The sequence below is a fragment of the Streptomyces sp. NPDC029152 genome, from assembly GCF_055564355.1.
Genome location: NZ_JBVHWR010000002.1, coordinates 131,452 through 148,503, shown reverse-complemented (window position 1 = coordinate 148,503; position 17,052 = coordinate 131,452). Strand labels below are relative to the sequence as shown.

Annotated in this window: 19 protein-coding genes; 7 read left to right on the top strand and 12 right to left on the bottom strand. The window is 72.5% G+C overall.

The features are described from left to right. The first annotated feature begins 4 nt into the window (after positions 1 to 4). Entirely contained in the window at positions 5 to 907 is a 903-nt protein-coding gene (locus ACZ4V6_RS04535) for an endonuclease/exonuclease/phosphatase family protein (protein WP_467823129.1), read from the top strand. Between the two features lie 260 nt (positions 908 to 1,167). On the opposite strand, the gene ACZ4V6_RS04530 is transcribed toward ACZ4V6_RS04535, so the two are convergent. After that, entirely contained in the window at positions 1,168 to 1,668 is a 501-nt protein-coding gene (locus ACZ4V6_RS04530) for a GtrA family protein (protein WP_467822446.1), read from the bottom strand. Between the two features lie 280 nt (positions 1,669 to 1,948). On the opposite strand from ACZ4V6_RS04530, the gene ACZ4V6_RS04525 reads away from it, so the two are divergent. Both ACZ4V6_RS04525 and ACZ4V6_RS04520 read left to right on the top strand, forming a co-directional pair. After that, on the top strand, positions 1,949 to 2,518 hold the full coding sequence (locus ACZ4V6_RS04525) for a tellurite resistance TerB family protein (protein WP_467823127.1): 570 nt from the start codon (positions 1,949 to 1,951) through the stop codon (positions 2,516 to 2,518). A 69-nt stretch (positions 2,519 to 2,587) separates the two neighbouring features. Then, positions 2,588 to 3,523: an aminoglycoside phosphotransferase family protein gene (locus ACZ4V6_RS04520; protein ID WP_467822445.1), complete on the top strand. Its 936-nt coding sequence runs from the start codon at positions 2,588 to 2,590 to the stop codon at positions 3,521 to 3,523. Here the strand turns inward: ACZ4V6_RS04520 and paaE are convergent. Genes paaE through paaA form a run of 5 tightly spaced genes read right to left on the bottom strand, consistent with a single transcriptional unit; the run spans position 3,511 to position 7,221 of the window. After that, complete coding sequence (gene paaE, locus ACZ4V6_RS04515; RefSeq protein ID WP_467822444.1) at positions 3,511 to 4,617, bottom strand: 1,2-phenylacetyl-CoA epoxidase subunit PaaE; 1,107 nt, start codon at positions 4,615 to 4,617, stop codon at positions 3,511 to 3,513. The two genes, ACZ4V6_RS04520 and paaE, sit on opposite strands and share 13 nt — an antisense overlap. Then, positions 4,617 to 5,123: a 1,2-phenylacetyl-CoA epoxidase subunit PaaD gene (paaD, locus tag ACZ4V6_RS04510; protein ID WP_467822442.1), complete on the bottom strand. Its 507-nt coding sequence runs from the start codon at positions 5,121 to 5,123 to the stop codon at positions 4,617 to 4,619. The genes paaE and paaD overlap by 1 nt, the downstream gene beginning before the upstream one ends. After that, on the bottom strand, positions 5,117 to 5,944 hold the full coding sequence (paaC, locus tag ACZ4V6_RS04505; RefSeq protein WP_467822441.1) for a 1,2-phenylacetyl-CoA epoxidase subunit PaaC: 828 nt from the start codon (positions 5,942 to 5,944) through the stop codon (positions 5,117 to 5,119). Before paaC ends, paaD begins: the two co-directional genes overlap by 7 nt. A gap of 9 nt (positions 5,945 to 5,953) precedes the next feature. After that, entirely contained in the window at positions 5,954 to 6,247 is a 294-nt protein-coding gene (gene paaB, locus ACZ4V6_RS04500; protein ID WP_356556211.1) for a 1,2-phenylacetyl-CoA epoxidase subunit PaaB, read from the bottom strand. Continuing rightward, the gene (paaA, locus tag ACZ4V6_RS04495; protein WP_467822439.1) at positions 6,244 to 7,221 is read right to left on the bottom strand and encodes a 1,2-phenylacetyl-CoA epoxidase subunit PaaA; all 978 of its coding nucleotides are present in this window, start codon (positions 7,219 to 7,221) and stop codon (positions 6,244 to 6,246) included. The genes paaB and paaA overlap by 4 nt, the downstream gene beginning before the upstream one ends. Positions 7,222 to 7,464: 243 nt before the next feature. On the opposite strand from paaA, the gene paaI reads away from it, so the two are divergent. From paaI to ACZ4V6_RS04480, 3 genes are all read left to right on the top strand, one after another. Further along, complete coding sequence (gene paaI / locus ACZ4V6_RS04490) at positions 7,465 to 7,899, top strand: hydroxyphenylacetyl-CoA thioesterase PaaI (RefSeq protein WP_467823125.1); 435 nt, start codon at positions 7,465 to 7,467, stop codon at positions 7,897 to 7,899. Further along, positions 7,896 to 9,257, top strand: a complete 1,362-nt coding sequence (gene paaK / locus ACZ4V6_RS04485; RefSeq protein ID WP_467822437.1) for a phenylacetate--CoA ligase PaaK — start codon at positions 7,896 to 7,898, stop codon at positions 9,255 to 9,257. Before paaI ends, paaK begins: the two co-directional genes overlap by 4 nt. A gap of 120 nt (positions 9,258 to 9,377) precedes the next feature. After that, a complete protein-coding gene (locus ACZ4V6_RS04480; RefSeq protein ID WP_467822436.1) occupies positions 9,378 to 10,676 on the top strand; it encodes a flavin-containing monooxygenase in 1,299 nt (432 codons plus the stop codon). Between the two features lie 83 nt (positions 10,677 to 10,759). Here ACZ4V6_RS04480 and ACZ4V6_RS04475 read toward each other — a convergent pair whose 3' ends face one another. The 6 genes from ACZ4V6_RS04475 to ACZ4V6_RS04450 form a co-directional block, all read right to left on the bottom strand. Further along, positions 10,760 to 11,887 carry a tryptophan dimethylallyltransferase family protein gene (locus tag ACZ4V6_RS04475; protein ID WP_467822434.1) on the bottom strand — a complete coding sequence of 376 codons (1,128 nt, stop codon included), beginning with the start codon at positions 11,885 to 11,887 and terminating at the stop codon, positions 10,760 to 10,762. 204 nt (positions 11,888 to 12,091) lie between these two features. Next, positions 12,092 to 13,441 carry a cytochrome P450 gene (locus ACZ4V6_RS04470; protein ID WP_467822432.1) on the bottom strand — a complete coding sequence of 450 codons (1,350 nt, stop codon included), beginning with the start codon at positions 13,439 to 13,441 and terminating at the stop codon, positions 12,092 to 12,094. A gap of 14 nt (positions 13,442 to 13,455) precedes the next feature. Beyond that, positions 13,456 to 14,049: a GTP-binding protein gene (locus ACZ4V6_RS04465; RefSeq protein ID WP_467822430.1), complete on the bottom strand. Its 594-nt coding sequence runs from the start codon at positions 14,047 to 14,049 to the stop codon at positions 13,456 to 13,458. Continuing rightward, entirely contained in the window at positions 14,024 to 14,401 is a 378-nt protein-coding gene (locus tag ACZ4V6_RS04460) for a DUF742 domain-containing protein (protein ID WP_467822428.1), read from the bottom strand. The genes ACZ4V6_RS04465 and ACZ4V6_RS04460 overlap by 26 nt, the downstream gene beginning before the upstream one ends. Then, entirely contained in the window at positions 14,398 to 14,799 is a 402-nt protein-coding gene (locus ACZ4V6_RS04455) for a roadblock/LC7 domain-containing protein (protein WP_053126708.1), read from the bottom strand. The genes ACZ4V6_RS04460 and ACZ4V6_RS04455 overlap by 4 nt, the downstream gene beginning before the upstream one ends. After that, entirely contained in the window at positions 14,796 to 15,968 is a 1,173-nt protein-coding gene (locus tag ACZ4V6_RS04450) for a sensor histidine kinase (RefSeq protein ID WP_467822426.1), read from the bottom strand. Before ACZ4V6_RS04450 ends, ACZ4V6_RS04455 begins: the two co-directional genes overlap by 4 nt. 325 nt (positions 15,969 to 16,293) lie before the next feature. On the opposite strand from ACZ4V6_RS04450, the gene ACZ4V6_RS04445 reads away from it, so the two are divergent. Then, positions 16,294 to 17,043, top strand: coding sequence for a sulfite exporter TauE/SafE family protein (locus ACZ4V6_RS04445; RefSeq protein ID WP_467823122.1), 750 nt, complete (start codon positions 16,294 to 16,296; stop codon positions 17,041 to 17,043). The last annotated feature ends 9 nt before the right edge of the window (positions 17,044 to 17,052 follow it).

The following is a 17,052-nucleotide window of genomic DNA, read 5'->3' as shown; positions in this document are numbered from 1 at the left end:
CCTGGTGGTGGCCGCGTCGGCGGTACCGGCCGCGGTCCTGCTGGCTTTCCCGGGGGCGGTGCCCAACTCCGTCGGGCGGGCGGGCAGCCTGCTGGAGACGTTCCTGCCGTGGCTCGGCCTGGTGGTCGTGGTGCTGCTCGGCCTGGCGCTGCTGCGCCGTTCGGCCCTCGCGCTGGTGGCCGTGCTGCTGCCGGTCGCCGTTTGGACGCACCACTTCGGCGGACTGCTGCTGCCCGCGGCACCGGGCGGCGGTGACGACCTGGTCGTGGTGCAGCACAACGTCAGCGACGAGAACCCCGACCCCGCCGGCACGGCCCGCGCCCTGGCCGGCGCCGGCCCCGATCTCATCGCGCTGGAGGAGCTGGTGCCCCGGGCGCTGCCGGTGTACGAGAGGACCCTCGCCGCCCGGTATCCGTACCACGCGGTCCAGGGCACCGTCGGGCTCTGGTCGAGGCATCCGCTGACCGGGGCCGGGCCGGTGGACATCAGACCGCGCGGGATCACGGAGGCCTGGGACCGCGGGCTGCGGGCGGTGGTCCACACGCCGCACGGCGAGATCGCCGCGTACGTCGCCCACTTGCCGTCGGTGCGCGTGCGGGCGAGCGGACTCGCGTCGTCGTGGCGCGACGAGAGCGCCCGCCTGCTGGGCGAGGCCGTCGACGGCGAGGAACGGGAGAAGGTGCTCGTGCTGGGCGACCTCAACAGCACGGTGGACGACCGTGGACTGCGCCCGCTGACCACCCGTCTGAACACCGCGGAGCGAGGACTCGCCTTCAGTTTCCCGGCCGGCTTCCCGCTCGTCAGGATCGACCAGGTCATGGCCCGTTCGGCGACGGTCCGGCACATCCGCGCCCTGCCCGCCACCGGAAGCGACCACCTGCCGGTCGCCGCCGGGATCGTCTTCTGAGCGGACGCACGCGAAACCCCCGCCCCCGGGAGACCGGGGACGGGGGTTCGATACGGAGCGCCGGGCAGGCCTTGCACCTGCATTTCCCCGCAGGAAGCGGGACGTCTTGCCTTAGACGACCAACGCGCGGACATCCGCCGTGTGGTGGCTGGACGACCTGGGACGACTCTAACGCAGTCGCCCGGAGGACGCATGCCGGGGGGGGGGAGGTGGCGGGCACCGGCCGCGAAGGCGGTTCGGGACCCGACGGAGGGGACGCGTCAGGGCCGGCGGCCACGGAAGACGGCCAGTCGCAGGACGGCGAAGCGCACGGCGGTGACCACGACCGACGTGCCGGTCAGGACGACGGCCTCCGCGGCCGGTGACGCCCCCGGGTCCGCGTGCCTGAGCCACAGCACGGCACCGGACGTCACCAGGTAGCCGAGCAGGAAGAGGCCCCCGGCGCCCAGATGGGCCCGGGCGGGTCGCACGGGGGCGTGCCGGAACGTCAGGCGCCGGTTGGCCTCGGTGTTGAGCACGGTCAGGACCAGCAGGGAGACGAGGTTGGCGACGACCGGGGGCCACCAGGTGCGCAGCAGCCAGTACACCAGCGCCTGACCGACGGTCGACACGATGCCGATGACGACGAACCAGCCGACCTCCCGCGACCACGCCCTTCCCCGAGGGGCGTCGCCGGGCGGCGGACCGCCCTGCCCGGTGTCCCCCGCCGGGCGGCGGACCGCCGTGGCGCGGGGGGTCCCGGGCATCCTCAGCCGAGCCATGCGTCACGCTCCCCCGCAGATCACCGGCCGTGGTACCACCACGTCGCCGTAGGTGTCGATGCCCTCCGTCCCCTTCCGGCACCCGTGGCTGCGGAGCCTACTACGGGCGCCCGCGCAGACTTCTCCGAGCCCGGCCGGGCTCCGTCCCCCAGGTGGCTTTGCTTTTCCTTTACGATTCGGGAACCGCTCCCGGCCCGGGAGCGTTCGACCTGACGGGTCGTGGCGTGACGCGATCACGGCCCACGACGGACACGCGACAGCAGAAGCCGAGGTGGCACGAGTGGCGATGTGGGACCGGATCAAGGACCAGGCCAGGACGTTCCAGCAGTCCCAGGGCGCGCGGGGAACGGGCGGGCACGGGCCGGGGCAGCAGCCGTCCGGCCGGCCGGGCTCGTCGTCCTCCGGTGGCTCCAAGGCCCAGTTGATCGGGTTGTTCAAGTCCCAGCTCGCGTCGGTTAAGACGGAGCTCAAGAGCGGCGCCTACCGGGACGCGAGCATGGCCATGTGCGCGCTGGTGGCGGCGGCCGACGGACGGGTCGAACCGGCGGAGCGGCAGCGGGTGGAGGAGCTCATCGTCTCCAACGAGGTCCTGCAGAACTTCCCGGCGGACCAGCTCCGGCAGCGGTTCAACCAGCACGTGGACCGGCTCCTGGGCGACTTCGAGGCGGGCAGGGCCGAGGCGTTGCAGGTGATCGCCAAGGCCGCCAGGAAGCCCGCGGAGGCCCGGGCGGTCGTCCAGACCGGCATGGTCGTCGCCGGCGCGGACGGGGTCTTCGAACCGGCCGAACAGTACGCGGTGCGTGAGGCGTGCACCGCGCTGGGGCTGTCTCCCGCGGAGTTCGGCGTCTGAGGGACTCTCCGGGCCGCCGGGCGGGAAAGCGTTTGACGCGCTTCGGCGTCCGGCGATCGGATGGCGTCCATGAGTTCAGGTCAGGCGCGTCCCGGCACGCACCCCGTCGACGACGACCTCGTGCGGCGCCTCGTCGCCGCCCGGTTCCCCCGGTGGTCCGGCCTGCCGGTGCGACGGTATCCGTCCGGCGGGACGGTCAACGCCATGTACCGGCTGGGCGACGGGTTGGTCGTGCGGCTGCCGCTGGTGGAGGGCGGGGCCGCGGACGTGGTGGCCGAGCGCCGCTGGCTGCCCCGCCTCGCTCCCCTGCTGCCCGCGTCCGTCCCCGAGGTGGTGGGCGCGGGGGAGCCCGCCGAGGGGTACCCGTGGCCCTGGTCGGTGTACCGGTGGCTGCCCGGCGAGATCCCCGAGGAGGGGGCGCTGAACGATCCGGTGGGTCTGGCCGGGGATCTGGCCGGGTTCGTGGCGGCGATGCGCGGGGTCACCCTGCCCGGGGCACCGCCGGCGTACCGCGGGGGGCCGCTCGCCTCCCTCGACGCGCCGACCCGGGCGGCGGTCGAGGAGCTGCGCCGCGTTCCCCAGGAGGGCGTCGACTGCGATGCCGTGACCGCCGTCTGGGACGACGCGCTGCGCGCGCCGGCCTGGGACGCGCCGCCGGTGTGGCTGCACGCCGATCTGATGCCGGGCAACCTGCTGGTCGAGGCCGGCAGGCTCTCCTCGGTGATCGACTTCGGTTGTGCGGGTGTGGGCGATCCGGCCTGCGACCTGTTCCCGGCGTGGAATCTGCTGCCGGCCGGTGCGAGGGAGGTGTTCCGCGAGGCGCTCGGCGTGGACGAGGCGACCTGGCGGCGCGGCCGGGGGCGGACGCTCTCCCAGGCGCTGATCGCGCTGCCGTACTACCGGGAGAGCAATCCGGCGATGGCGCGCACCGCCCGGCACGTGATCCGGGCGGTGCTGGAAGAGACCGGACTGCACGGTGCCGCGACGTCGCGTCAGCTGTCGTAGTCGACGGTCAGCGTGTCGGACGCCGGGTAGGACTGGCAGGTCAGGACGTAGCCGGCGTCGACCTCGGCGGGTTCGAGGGCGTAGTTGCGCCGCATGTCGGCCTTGCCGTCGGTGACCAGGGCGCGGCAGGTGCCGCAGACGCCGCCCTTGCAGGCGAACGGCAGGTCGGGCCGGGTCTGCTGGGCGCCGTCGAGGACGCTCCGCCCCCAGGACAGGGAGGCCGTCGTGGACCGGCCGTCCAGGACGACGGTGACCTCGCTGACCGGGCCCTCGGGTCCGGCCTCCTCGTGGCGCGCCTCGCGCACCGGCTCGTCGTCGGCGAAGAACAGCTCCCGGTGGACGCGGTCCGCGGGCACGCCGAGACCGGTCAGGACCCGCTGGGCGTCGAGGACCATGCCGTGCGGGCCGCACAGCCACCAGTGGTCGGCGTCCGGCACGTCGACCAGGGCGTCGATGAGCGCCGTGAGCCGTTCGGCGTCCAGGCGGCCGGAGAGCACCTCGGCCTCCCGGGGCTCGCGGGAGAGCACGTGGGCGAGCTGGAAGCGGGCGGGGTGCAGGTCCTTGAGGTCGGCCAGTTCGTCGGCGAACATCACCGTGTCGGTGCGGCGGTTGCCGTAGAAGAGGGTGACGGTGGAGCGGTCGTCGGCGGCCAGCACCGACTCGGCGATGGACAGCATGGGCGTGATGCCCGAACCCGCCGCGACGAGCACATGGTGGCCGGGAGCGGTCAGGTCGGGGGTGAACAGGCCGGTGGGGGCCATCACCTCGACCGTGTCGCCGGGCCGCACGTCGTTGACGAGCCACGACGAGAACAGGCCGCCCGGCACCACGCGGACCCCGATGCGCGGCGAGGAGCCGGCCGGCGAGCAGATCGAGTAGGAGCGGCGCTCGTCGCGGCCGTCGATCTCGCGCCGCAGCGTGAGCGACTGCCCCGGCGCGAAGGCGAACTCCGCGGCCAGTTCCTCGGGGATGTCGAAGCCGACGGCCACCGCGTCCGCGCACAGCCGCTGGACGGAGGCGACGCGCAGGCGGTGGAAGGCCGGGCGGCGGCGGACGCGTGCCGGGACGGCCGAGGCGGGGGCGGTCGGGGCCATCAGATCTCCTTGACGTACTCGAACGGTTCGCGGCAGGCCCGGCAGCGCCACAGCGCCTTGCAGGACGTGGCGGCGAAACGGGAGGTCTCCTCGGTGTCCGCCGCACCGCAGCGGGGGCAGGGCACCGTGCGCCGGGTGGGCGACAGCACGAGGGGGACCGGACCGCGGGGAGCGGCACCGGGCGGGGCGATGCCGTGCTCGGCGAGCTTGCGGCGGCCGGACTCGGTGATCCAGTCGCTGGTCCAGGGAGGGCTGAGCACCGTGCGGATCTCCACCCGCGCGTACCCCGCCTCCCGCAGCCGCGCGGCGACGTCCGCCCGCATCTCGGCCATGGCGGGGCACCCGGAGTAGGTGGGGGTCAGACTCGCGACCACCGTGCCGTCCTCGGTCGTCTCGACGTCGCGCAGGACACCGAGGTCGGCGAGGGTCAGCATGGGCAGCTCGGGGTCCGGTACCCGCTCGGCGATGCGCCGGGCGTGCCGGGCGTCCGGCCGGGTGGTCACCACGTCGCCTCCGGGTGGGCTCGGGCCACGCTCTGCAACTCCGCGAGCAGGGGCGCGAGGTGTTCGGTGTGCTCGCCGTCGCGGCCGGAGCCGGGCAGCGGCCGGTACACGGGCATGGGCAGTCCGGCCGCCTCGGTGACCTGGCGCAGGACGCCGGTGAGCTCGTCGCGCACGTCGTACGCGGTGTGCAGCTCGCCGAGGTAGGGGGCGACCTGCTCCAGTGCCGTGCGCATCCTGCGGTGGGACTCGTCCGTGCCGTCGCCGAGGCGTACCGCCCACTCGGCCGCGTACTGCCGGTGGTACGTCAGTTCCTTGACGCCCTTGGCCGCTACCGCCGCGAGGACCGGGTCGGGGTGGGTCACGAGCCGCTCGAAGTGCGCGAGCCGCCAGGCGGAGAGCACCAGCAGCCGGACGACGGCGAACGCGAAGTCGCCGCGCGGCAGTTCGGCCAGGCGCACGTTGCGGAAGTCGTCCGGGTCACGGAAGTAGGCGTAGGCGTCCTCGTCGCGGCCGGTGCCGTCGGCCTGGCCGGCCCGCGCGTAGAGCAGGCGGGCCTGGCCGAGGAGGTCGAGGCCGATGTTGGCCAGCGCCACCTCCTCCTCCAGCTCGGGGGCGCGGGTGACCCACTCGGCGAGCCGCTGGGCCGAGACCAGGGCGTCGTCGGCGAGCGCCACGCACTGGGCGGCCAGCTCGTCGGCGTCGACGCCCTCGGGCACGGTGGTGTCCACGCCGTGCAGCGGGTCCTCGAAACCGGTGCCGTAGGCCCAGCGGGTGTCGTCCTCGTGTCCCTCGGCGAGGGTCATGTAGACGTGGTCGTCGCTCATGCCCTGCTCCTAGATGTGGGGGACGTCGTCGGGGATGTCGTAGAAGGTCGGGTGGCGGTAGACCTTGTCGGCGCTGGGGGCGAAGAAGGGGTCCTTCTCGTCGCGGGTGGAGGCGGCGATGTGCTCGGAGCGCACCACCCAGATGCTGACGCCCTCGTTGCGCCGGGTGTAGAGGTCGCGGGCGTGGGTGAGCGCCATCGCGTCGTCGGCGGCGTGCAGCGAGCCGACGTGGACGTGGTTGAGGCCGCGCTTTCCGCGCACGAACACCTCGTACAGCGGCCAGTCCTGCTTCGCGGGGGTCATGCCGCCGCTCCCTTCTGCGTACGGGCGGCCTGCTTGGCCGCGTGGGCGGTGGCCGCCTCGCGGACCCAGGCGCCCTCCTCGTGGGCGGTGCGCCGCCGCTCCATGCGCCGGGCGTTGCACGGGCCGTCGCCCTTGATGACCCGCATCAGCTCGTCCCAGTCGGGGGTGCCGAAGTCGTGGTGCCCGGTCTCCTCGTTCCAGCGCAGTTCGGGGTCGGGCAGGGTGACGCCGAGCTTCTCGGCCTGGGGGACGGTCATGTCGACGAAGCGCCGGCGCAGTTCGTCGTTGCTGTGCCGCTTGATCTTCCAGGCCATCGACTGCGCCGAGTTGGGCGAGGCGTCGTCGGGCGGGCCGAACATCATCAGCGACGGCCACCACCAGCGGTTCACCGCGTCCTGCACCATCTCGCGCTGGGCGTCGGTGCCGCGCATCATCGTCATCAGCAGTTCGTAGCCCTGGCGCTGGTGGAAGGACTCCTCCTTGCAGATGCGCACCATGGCGCGCGCGTACGGCCCGTAGGAGCTGCGGCACAGCGGCACCTGGTTGCAGATCGCCGCGCCGTCCACGAACCAGCCGATCACGCCGACGTCGGCGAAGCTGAGGGTCGGGTAGTTGAAGATCGACGAGTACTTCTGCCGGCCCTCGATCAGCCGCTCGGTGAGGTCGGCCCGGTCGGCGCCGAGCGTCTCGGCCGCCGAGTACAGGTAGAGCCCGTGCCCGGCCTCGTCCTGCACCTTGGCGAACAGGATCGCCTTGCGGCGCAGTGACGGCGCCCGGGTGATCCACTCGCCCTCGGGCTGCATGCCGATGATCTCCGAGTGCGCGTGCTGGGCGACCTGCCGGATCAGCGTCCTGCGGTAGCCGTCCGGCATCCAGTCGCGCGGCTCGATCCGCTGGTCGCGCGCGATCGTCGCGTCGAAGTGCTCCTGCAGCCCCTCGGGGGGCGGCGCCTCGGCGGCGTGTGTCGTGGTCATCGATACCAGCTTCCCCTACCGACCATTCGTTCGGTATCAGTCTGACGTGTTTCCCCGGGCCGGGCAAGCCCCGGGGCCGGCCGCCTCCCCGGCCCGCGACGCGGGGCGGGCGTCCGCCTCTTGACAGGCCGCGATGCGGCTGGATTACTGGGCCGTGCCGCACGGTAACCGAATGGTCGGTCGGGACACAAGGTGGTGGATGGCGTGGCACAGGCCGCTGGGACGACGACGCCGGCGGAGGTGATGTTCGCCGCGGACGAGGCGTCCCGTCGCCTCGGCATCGAGCTGTTGGAGCACGGGGAGGGGACGGCCGTGCTCCGCATGACCGTGACCCCCGCGATGGTGAACGGACACCGGATCGCCCACGGCGGCTTCCTGTTCCTGCTCGCGGACACCGCCTTCGCCTGCGCCTGCAACAGCCACGGCCCCGTGACCGTCGCCGCCGGCGCCGACATCGTGTTCGTCGCCCCGGCGCGCGAGGGCGACGTGCTCGTGGCGAGGGCCGAGGAACGCACGCGGTACGGCCGCAGCGGCGTCTACGACGTGACCGTGCGGCGCGGCGAGGAAGTGATCGCGGAGTTCCGCGGGCGCAGTCGCAGCGTCCGGGGCTCGACGAAGGACACGGCGGCGGATCCGGCTGCGGACGGGACGCCGGGCACGACGAAGGAGTCGCGATGAGCAGCGAACCGACGACCGGCGGACCGACGGCCACCACGGCCACCGCCCCACGTGTCGGGCACCCCCTCCCCCAGGACCTGCTGGACGACGGCGAGCGTCTGACCGGCGGGCAGCTGCGCGAACTCCAGCTCGACCGTCTGCGCGCGACCCTGCGGCACGCCTACGAGAACGTGGAGCTGTACCGGAAGAAGTTCGACGCGGCCGGGGTGAAGCCCGACGACTGCCGCAGCCTGGCGGACCTGTCGCGGTTCCCCTTCACCACCAAGGCCGACCTGCGGGACACCTACCCCTTCGGCATGTTCGCCGTCCCGATGTCCGAGGTGCGGCGCGTCCACGCCTCCAGCGGCACCACCGGCCGCCCCACCGTCGTCGGGTACACGGACGGCGACCTGTCCATGTGGGCGGACGTCATCGCCCGCTCGATCCGGGCCGCCGGCGGCCGTCCGGGCCACAAGGTCCACATCTCGTACGGTTACGGCCTGTTCACCGGCGGCCTGGGCGCGCACTACGGTGCCGAGCGCGCCGGGTGCACCGTGATCCCCGCCTCCGGCGGCATGACGGCCCGGCAGGTGCAGATCATCCAGGACTTCCGGCCCGAGATCATCATGGTGACCCCGTCCTACATGCTCACCCTGCTCGACGAGTTCGAGCGGCAGGGCATCGATCCGCGCACCAGCTCCCTGGAGGTGGGCATCTTCGGCGCCGAGCCCTGGACCGAGGAGATGCGCCGCGAGATCGAGGAGCGCATGGACATCCACGCCGTCGACATCTACGGCCTGTCCGAGGTGATCGGGCCGGGCGTGGCGCAGGAGTGCGTGGAGACCAAGGACGGACTGCACGTGTGGGAGGACCACTTCTACCCCGAGGTGGTCGACCCGCTCACGGACGCGGTGCTGGCCGAGGGTGAGGAGGGAGAGATCGTCTTCACCTCGCTCACCAAGGAGGCGCTCCCCGTCGTCCGCTACCGCACCCGCGATCTGTCCCGGCTGCTGCCCGGGACCGCCCGGCCCGCCTTCCGCCGGATGCAGAAGGTCACCGGCCGCTGCGACGACATGATCATCCTGCGCGGGGTGAACGTCTTCCCCACCCAGATCGAGGAGATCGTGCTGCGCACCCCCGGTGTGGCGCCGCACTTCCAGATCCAGCTCACCGAGCGCGGGCGCATGGACCACATGGCCGTCCGTGTCGAGGCCCGCCCGGACGCCGGCCCCGAACAGCGCGAGGCCGCCGCGCGGGCGATCGGCCGGGGGGTGAAGGACGGTGTCGGCATCACCGTCGAGGTGGCCGTCGTCGACCCCGGGACGCTGGAGCGTTCGGTCGGCAAGCTCCGCCGGGTGAAGGACCTCCGCCGCCCCTGACCGGGGGAAACGTGAGCACCGACACAGCGGTTCACCATGCGTACTGGTGTGCGGGGAGATGCGGATGGGCAAGGAACGCATGATCGGGGGAGGTTCGTGTCCGTCCTGAGGGGAAAACCCGTGCGAGTGTGTGTGATCGGTGCCGGTCTGTCGGGGTTGGCTGTGGCCCGCGCCCTCGACGACCGCGGTATCGAGTTCGTCTGCCTGGAGAAGGCTCCCGACGTCGGGGGGATCTGGCGTCAGCCGCAGGCGGGTGAGCGCGGTCCGGGGTACCAGTCGCTGCACCTCAACACCGCCAAGCAGCTGACCTGTTACGCCGACTTCCCGATGCCCTCGTCGTACCCGCTCTATCCGCGGCACAGCGATGTCGCCGCCTACCTGCGGTCGTTCGCCGAATGGGCCGGGGTGCTGGACCGTGTCGAGCTGGGCACCGAGGTGGTCTCGGTGCGCCAGGAGGCGGACGGCACGTGGACGGTCACCGGCCGGGACGCGGACGGCGAGGTGTCCTCGCGTCGGTTCGAGCATGTGGTCGTCGCCTCGGGGCACCACAGCGAGCCCGCCCTGCCCGATCCCCTTCCGCCGGGCGCCGCCTCCTTCACCGGACGGATCCTGCATTCCCTCGACTACCGCGACGGCAGCGACTTCGCCGGGCAGCGCACCGTCGTGGTCGGCCTGGGCGCGTCGGCGGTGGACATCGCGGCGGACCTGTCCCGGCACGCCGAGCAGACCGTGCTGTCGGTGCGCCGGGGACTGCACATCGTGCCCAAGCAGCTCTTCGGGATGTCGGTCGACGAGATCGCCAACGCCCCCTGGTGGGCCGCGATGTCCTTCGACGAGCAGCGCCGCTTCGTGGAGCAGGCCCTGCTCGTCGCGCGGGGCAGGCTCGCCGACTACGGACTGCCCGAGCCCGACCACCCGGTCTTCTCCTCGGCCGTCACCCTCTCGGACGAGATCCTCAGCCGGATCCGGCACGGCGCGGTGACCCCGAAGCCGGCGATCGACTCCTTCGACGGCAGCCGGGTCGTCTTCACCGACGGCACCGGCGTGGAGGCGGACACGGTCGTCTACTGCACCGGCTTCCACATGGCCTTCCCCTTCCTGCCCGCGGGCTGCCCGCTGGGGCCGGACGGCTCGGTGGAGCTGTACCGGCGGATCGTCCCGGCCGACCGGCCCGGGCTGTACTTCGTCGGCCTGGTCCGGCCCGTGGGCGCGATCACCCGGCTGGTGGAGGCCCAGGCGCAGTGGGTGACGCGGATCATCGACGGCGAGGCGGCGCTGCCCGGGGCGGACGAGATGCGCGAGGAGATCGGCGCGTACCTCGACGGGATCGCCCAGCGCTACGGCAGGACCCGGGGCGCCTCGATCCAGGTCGACGTGGGCCCGTACCTGAGCGAGTTCCGCGAGACGCTCAACGCGTAGCCGCCCCGGCGCGCTCCGTCCGTGCCGGGAGGGCCCCTCGGTGACGTCCGCCGAGGGGCCCTCGGCCGTGCCGGGCGCTGCGCTCAGCGCGCCGCCACCGGGTCCCGGACCTCCCGGACGGCCGGCGGCCTGACCGCGTACGCCTCCGAGGAGAGGTACGCCGTCACCCGCGGCGCGCGGTCCTGCTGGTGGGCCAGCGCCAGGTAGGCGATCAGGCCCACGCCGTCCTCCGGCCGGCGCCCGGTCAGCGCGGCCAGGGACCGGCGGAGCACGGGGGTGTCGACGCCGTACCGGCGCAGCACGCTCACGCCCCGCGCGAGGGCCTCCCCGTCGTGCCGGGCGTAGTCCCGGACGGGGATGTGGAGGGTGAAGCCGCTCGGCCGCGCCGTGCCGGTGTCGGTGAAGGAGTGGCACGTCAGGCCGGGCCGCCCGTCGAGCCGCGCCACCCGGGTCGCGGCGCCCGCCGCCGTGAGGAAGAAGTCCTCGACCGCGGCGGGGTGGGGGCCCGGGTCCATGCGGGACAGCCGCCCGGCCCGTCCGGCCGTCAGGTTGTCGTGCCGCAGGTAGACCTTCACCCGGGGCTCCTCCCAGTCCCCCAGGTCGAGCGCGACGAACGGGTACCCGTCGGCGGCGGGCAGCGTGGCGAACGCCTGCCGGTGCCCCAGCCGGTGCAGGGCCTCGCGCACCGTCTCGACGGTGCGCTCCGGTCCGGAGGCGGCCGGGTTCAGGTACACCTTGACCTTGGGCACGCCGCCGGGCCGCAGTTCCAGCGCGCACCACAGGGCCAGCGGGCCCTGCGGGGAGCGTGGCAGGAACAGGTCCCGGACCGCGTCGAGCGGGCCGGTGGTGAAGTTCCAGCGTCTCGCCATCGCCCGCACCGTCTCGAGTCCGATGCGGCCGTTGTGAGCCAGGCTGTCTGCGCCGCAGCCGGGTTCCAGGAGCACCCGCAGTGCGGGGGCCGCGTCCGGCTGGAAGGAGAGGGAGAACTCCACCGGGGTGTGGTCGTCGGACAGGAAGGTGCGGTTGGGGGGCGGCAACGCCAACGACCTGTCGCTCTGGTCTCCCAGGGCATCCGTCAGGACGCGGGCGTAGGTGTCGGTGTCGGCCTCGGACAGACCCGCGACCGCGCCGAGTCTTCGCAGCTGACCGCTCGTGAAGGCACCGAGGGTCGCCGGGTCCGGCGGTCCGCCGCCCGTGGACGCCCCCGTCACCGGCCCGTCCCCCGTCGCAGGCGTACAAGAAGATACCCGCCCGTGCGGGCGGGTATCGGAGGGAGCGACTGCGGGAGAGCGGCGTTCGTGGATATGTGGTCCACGACACCTCCTTTTACTCGTGAGCAACTTGAGCCGCGTGCTCACTACCCGCGCCGCTGAACGTTTATGCGAAAGCGGCTGGTCGGGCGGATGTTGCGGATGTCACCGCGTGAGCCAGTTGAGGAACTGGCTCCACATACCTCCGCGTTCGGGCGTGCGCGCCGGTCCGGCCGTGGTCTCCTGCGTGGCTGCCGCGGAACCGTTCCGGGGGCCGGCGCTCCGGCCCGACCGCACCGGCGTGAAGCGGGCCGGAAGGGTGGCCAGGGCCCGGTTGAAGGGACCCGGCCGCCAGGTGAGGCTGTCCTCGGGGACGGCGAGTTCGACGTCGGGCAGCTCGTTGAACAGGTTCTCGATGGCCGTGACGGTGATGTGCCGGGCGGGTTCCTTGGAAGGACAGGCGTGCGGGCCCGCGCTCCACGCGAGGTGGGCGCGGTTGCTGCCGGCCTGCCGGGCGGCCCGGAGGGCGGGCCCGGTGTTGGCCGCGGCGAAGCTGACCAGCACCAGGTCGCCCGACTGCAGTCGCTGACCCGCGAGTTCGACGTCACCGGCCGGGTAGTGCGGTGCGTAGTTCGACATGGGAGGGTTCTCCCACAGCGTGTCGTCGAGGGCCTCGTCGATGAGCCCGCCCTCACGGGCGTACCGGTCGTGGGTGAGCAGCCGGTGCAGGGTGTTCCCGATGAGGTTGCGCAGCGGTTCCGCGCCGGCGCCCAGCAGCAGCGCCAGCTGGTGGACCATCTCCTCGTCGGTCAGACCCGCCTGGTGCTGCATCAGCCAGGAGGTGACGTCGTCGCCCGGCTTGCCGCGCTTGAGCGCGACGAGCTCGCCCGCGGCCTGGAACAGCACCTCGGTCGCCTTCTCCGCGTTGACCCCGTCGAACATGCCGGAGATGCCGAACAGCACCCGGTCGCCGATGTCGGCGGGGCAGCCGAAGAGTTCGTTGAACACGAACAGCGGCAGCTGCTTGGCGTAGTCGCCGAGCAGGTCGGCCGAACCCCGGGCGGCGAACTGGGAGATGAGGTAGCCGGAGATCTGCTCGGTGCTCCGGGTCAGCCGGCGGGTGTCCACGCGCGCCATGCTGTCGGTGACGGCCTGCCGCAGCCGCAGGTGGTCGGCGCCGTCGGTGAACATGCAGTTGTGCCGGTAGGCGAGCAGCGGGACGACCGGGCTGTCCGGGCCGACCTTGCCCTCGTTGTACGCCCGCCAGCGGCGCGCGTCCTTGCGGAAGGTCCCCGGGTCCTGCAGCAGCTGCAGGGCCGCCGCGTAGTCGGTGACCAGCGTCGCCTCCACGCCGGGGGCGAGTTCGACGGGGGCGGCGGGCCCGTAGTGGCGCAGGTACTCGTAGTACGCCTGGGGGGCGGCGGCGAACTCCGGCCCGTACAGCGGTACCCGGCCGCCGGAGCCGTGGGCAGGGCACCCGGGCGGGGGCACGGGGACCGTGTCGTGAGCGTCCATGTTGCTCTCAGTTCCTAGCGGGTGTGGTCCAGCAAGTAGCGGACCAGAGTGGTCAGTGCGGCGGCCGAGGACCTCTCGTCACGGGCGTCGCAGGTGACGACGGGGGTGTCGTCGAGCAGGTCCAGGGCTTCGCGCAGCGCCGCCTCGTCGCGCAGCGGAGCGCCGTCGAAGTGGTTGACGGCGATGGCGTACTGGAGTCCGTACTGCTCGATGAGGTCGATCACGGGGAAGGAGTCCGCCAGCCGTTCGGGGTCGACCAGCACCAGGGCGCCGAGCGCGCCGCGGGCCATGTCCTCCCACATCTGGACGAAGCGTTGCTGGCCGGGCGTGCCGAAGAGGTAGAGGACGACGCGGTCGCTGATGGTCAGACGGCCGAAGTCCATGGCGACCGTGGTGGTGGTCTTGCCCTGGACCCCCTTGAGGTCGTCGACCGACTCGGCGGCCTGCGTCATCGTCTCCTCGGTGGACAGGGGCTCGATCTCCGAGATGGACCCGATGAGGGTGGTCTTGCCCACGGCGAAGTGCCCGACGACGAGGATCTTGACCGCGGTCTGGGTCGCTCCGCCGCGGACGTAGGCCCGCTCATCCAAACTTGGCGCGGAGACCATTGAGCACCTCCTCCAGTATCTCCTTGTCCGCGAGGCGGGCGCGGGCCACCGGCGGGCGGGTCGTGAGGTAGCCGCCTTCCATGAGGGAGGCCAGCAGGATCCGCACCACGCCCAGCGGAAGGTGGCTGTGTCCGGCGATCTCGGCGACCGAGAGGTAACCGGCCGAACAGAGGTCGAGCAGGCCCTGCTCCTCGGGGGACAGCCGGGTCGGCCGCTGCGCGTGGTCGGCGGAGGCGGTGACCAGGGTGATGAGGGAGAGCTGCCCGTCGTCGGGCAGGCCGCGGCCCTTGGTGATGACGTACGGCCGTACTAATTCCGCCGCCTCCGGCTCCCAGCCGTCGTGGCCGGTCATGAGCGGGTGCCGAGGTTCTCGCGCGGCGGTGTCGTCAGCCGCTTGCCGAGCTGGGCGACGAGCTGCTGCATGCGGAAGGTGATGTCCGCCATGTCGACCTCGGGCGAGGCGGAGACGCCGAGGTAGGCGCCCTCGCCGGCGGAGATCAGGAACACCCAGCCGCCGTCGAACTCGACCAGGGTCTGCCGCCACGCCTGGTGCGGGTCCTCACAGAAGAAGGCGAGCGTCCGGCTGAGCGACTGCACGCCGCTCATCGCGGCGGCGACCCGGTCCGCGTCGTCCTTGTCGAAGTCCTGCGTCCGGGCCATCAGCAGGCCGTCGGCGGATATCAGGACCGCGTGCAGAGCCCCGGGAATCTCCAGGGCGCTGTCGAGCATCCATGACAGATCGTCGTTCACGAGACTCCATGTCCTTCGCTGCTTGCACCGGGTGTTCTGCTCGTGCCGTCCGCGTCCTGTGGCCGGCTGACGCGGCCGGACTGCGTGCCGCGCTGGAAGGCACCCATGATCTGTGCCTGTTCGGATTCGGAGCGGCCGGCGGGACGCTGGGCCGGGGTGTTGCCGGGCACGATGGCCATCGGCCGCTTGCGGCGCCGCCGGGGAAGTCCGTCACTGGTCCGGGACGGGGTGAGCGCGGCTTCCGGTCCGCCGTCCAGGACCGGCCGGGCCGTGCCCGCGGCGCCCGGGGCCGGTGCCTTCTTCTCCGGCATGGCGGTGAGCAGTTCGTGCGGCAGCAGGACGACCGCGCGCACGCCGCCGTAGGGAGAGGAGGAGTCCACCGACACCTCGAAACCGAAGCGTTCGCACAGCAGGCCGATGACCGCGAAGCCGAACTGCGGGGGGTTGCCGAGCCCGGCCACGCCCGAGGCGCGCTCGCTGGAGAGGAGCTTCTCGGCGCGGGTGCGCTCCTCGTCGCTCATGCCGACACCGGCGTCGTCGACGACGACGCAGATGCCCTTGGGCACGGTGCGGATGTTGATCTCGACGACCGTGTCCGGGCTGGAGTAGCTGGTGGCGTTGTCGAGGAGTTCGGCGAGGGCCAGGGCGACGGGTTCGACGGCGCGGCTGGTGATGCCGAAGTCGACCTGGGAGAGGATCTCCACCCGCCGGAAGTGCCGGATCCGGCCCTGGGCGCTGCGGACGACGTCGTAGACGGAGGCGGTGTCGCGCCGGCCGCCCAGCCAGCCGTCGCACAGGACGGCGATGGACTGGGCACGCCGGCCGAACTGCGAGTTGGTGTGGTCGATCTCCAGCAGGTCCTGCAGCAGGGCGGAGTCGCCGTACTTGGTCTGGAGCCGGGTGAGGACCAGCTGCTGTTCGGCGGCCAGGCCCTGGAGGGTGCGCATGGCGGATTTCAGGACGGTCTTCGTCTCGTCCTCGGCCCGCTCCTGAGCCGCCTGCACGGACTTCCCGTAATCGTTCTCCAGCTCTGTGTAGTGGTCCTTCAGGCCCCGTACTTCCTGCCGCAGCGCTCGGGCCGCCCTGCGCTGACGGCTGATGAGCACGGCGGCGGCGACCAGGGCGACGAGAAGGACCCACACCAGTGGGTTCCCTGTGTATTCCGTCATAAGACTCTCTTCAGGCGACTGACGGCTTGCTGAATTCCGTCCGTGCGGGCGGCCCGACGGACCGCCCGCACCGGGTTGCTGCCCGAGCCGTCCCTGAAGTCGGGGATGCCGTCTTTCACCCATCCGCCGCTCCGCAAACGCGGTGATCGTATCACCGCCGGATCTTGTGAATTAACGTCAAGAAGTGTGTGTGGAAGACCGGTTGGGGACCGACAAGGATCATGTCGGAGTCGGTCGGTACAGTCGGCCGCGTGACAGAAGCACAGGGCGCCCTCCGGCGGAGCGACCGGCCGGCCCGGGGCGGTACGACGTGACGCCGGAGGCCATGGCGGCGGTGTTCGCCGCGGGCGCCGGGGCCGGGGCGGTCAACAGCGTCGTCGGCTCGGGGACGCTGATCACCTTTCCCGTGCTGCTGGCCGCGGGACTGCCACCCGTCACCGCGACGGTGTCCAACGCCCTCGGCCTCATACCCGGTTCCGTCAGCGGCGCCATCGGCTACCGCGAGGAACTGCGCGGCCAGCGCCGGCGCGTCCTGAAACTGGGCACCGGCGCCCTGCTCGGGGGGCTCGCGGGGGCCACGCTGCTGCTGTCCCTGCCCGCCGACGCGTTCGAGACGATCGTGCCGGTCCTCGTCGGACTCGCCCTCGTGCTGGTCGCGTTCCAGCCCCGGCTCTCCGCCCTGGTGCGCCGGCGCCGCGAACGGACCGGTGGCGTCGCCCGCCGCGACGGCGGCCCGCTGCTGTTCGGCGGACTGACGCTGGCCAGCGTCTACGGCGGCTACTTCGCCGCCGCGCAGGGAATCGTCTACCTGTCCCTGATGGGCATGCTCCTCGACGAGCCCCTGCAACGCCTGAACGCCGTGAAGAACGTCCTGGCGGCCGTCGTCAACACCGTCGCCGCGCTCTTCTTCCTCTTCGCCGCGGACTTCGACTGGACGGCCGTCGTGCTCATCGCGGCCGGCTCCGGGCTCGGTGGCCACCTCGGGGCCAAGGTGGGCCGCCGCTTCAGCCCCGCGGTCCTGCGGGCCCTCGTCGTGACGATCGGCACCGTCGCGCTCGTCCAGCTGCTGCGCTGACCGGCTCCG

Bases quoted from the DNA above. Each gene is read 5' to 3' on its own strand.
- ACZ4V6_RS04530 (WP_467822446.1), bottom strand. From the start codon at position 1,668: ATGGCTCGGCTGAGGATGCCCGGGACCCCCCGCGCCACGGCGGTCCGC.
- ACZ4V6_RS04520 (WP_467822445.1), top strand. From the start codon at position 2,588: ATGAGTTCAGGTCAGGCGCGTCCCGGCACGCACCCCGTCGACGACGAC.
- paaE (WP_467822444.1), bottom strand. From the start codon at position 4,617: ATGGCCCCGACCGCCCCCGCCTCGGCCGTCCCGGCACGCGTCCGCCGC.
- paaC (WP_467822441.1), bottom strand. From the start codon at position 5,944: ATGAGCGACGACCACGTCTACATGACCCTCGCCGAGGGACACGAGGAC.
- paaB (WP_356556211.1), bottom strand. From the start codon at position 6,247: ATGACCCCCGCGAAGCAGGACTGGCCGCTGTACGAGGTGTTCGTGCGC.
- paaA (WP_467822439.1), bottom strand. From the start codon at position 7,221: ATGACCACGACACACGCCGCCGAGGCGCCGCCCCCCGAGGGGCTGCAG.
- paaI (WP_467823125.1), top strand. From the start codon at position 7,465: ATGTTCGCCGCGGACGAGGCGTCCCGTCGCCTCGGCATCGAGCTGTTG.
- paaK (WP_467822437.1), top strand. From the start codon at position 7,896: ATGAGCAGCGAACCGACGACCGGCGGACCGACGGCCACCACGGCCACC.
- ACZ4V6_RS04470 (WP_467822432.1), bottom strand. From the start codon at position 13,441: ATGGACGCTCACGACACGGTCCCCGTGCCCCCGCCCGGGTGCCCTGCC.
- ACZ4V6_RS04465 (WP_467822430.1), bottom strand. From the start codon at position 14,049: ATGGTCTCCGCGCCAAGTTTGGATGAGCGGGCCTACGTCCGCGGCGGA.
- ACZ4V6_RS04460 (WP_467822428.1), bottom strand. From the start codon at position 14,401: ATGACCGGCCACGACGGCTGGGAGCCGGAGGCGGCGGAATTAGTACGG.
- ACZ4V6_RS04450 (WP_467822426.1), bottom strand. From the start codon at position 15,968: ATGACGGAATACACAGGGAACCCACTGGTGTGGGTCCTTCTCGTCGCC.
- ACZ4V6_RS04445 (WP_467823122.1), top strand. From the start codon at position 16,294: ATGGCGGCGGTGTTCGCCGCGGGCGCCGGGGCCGGGGCGGTCAACAGC.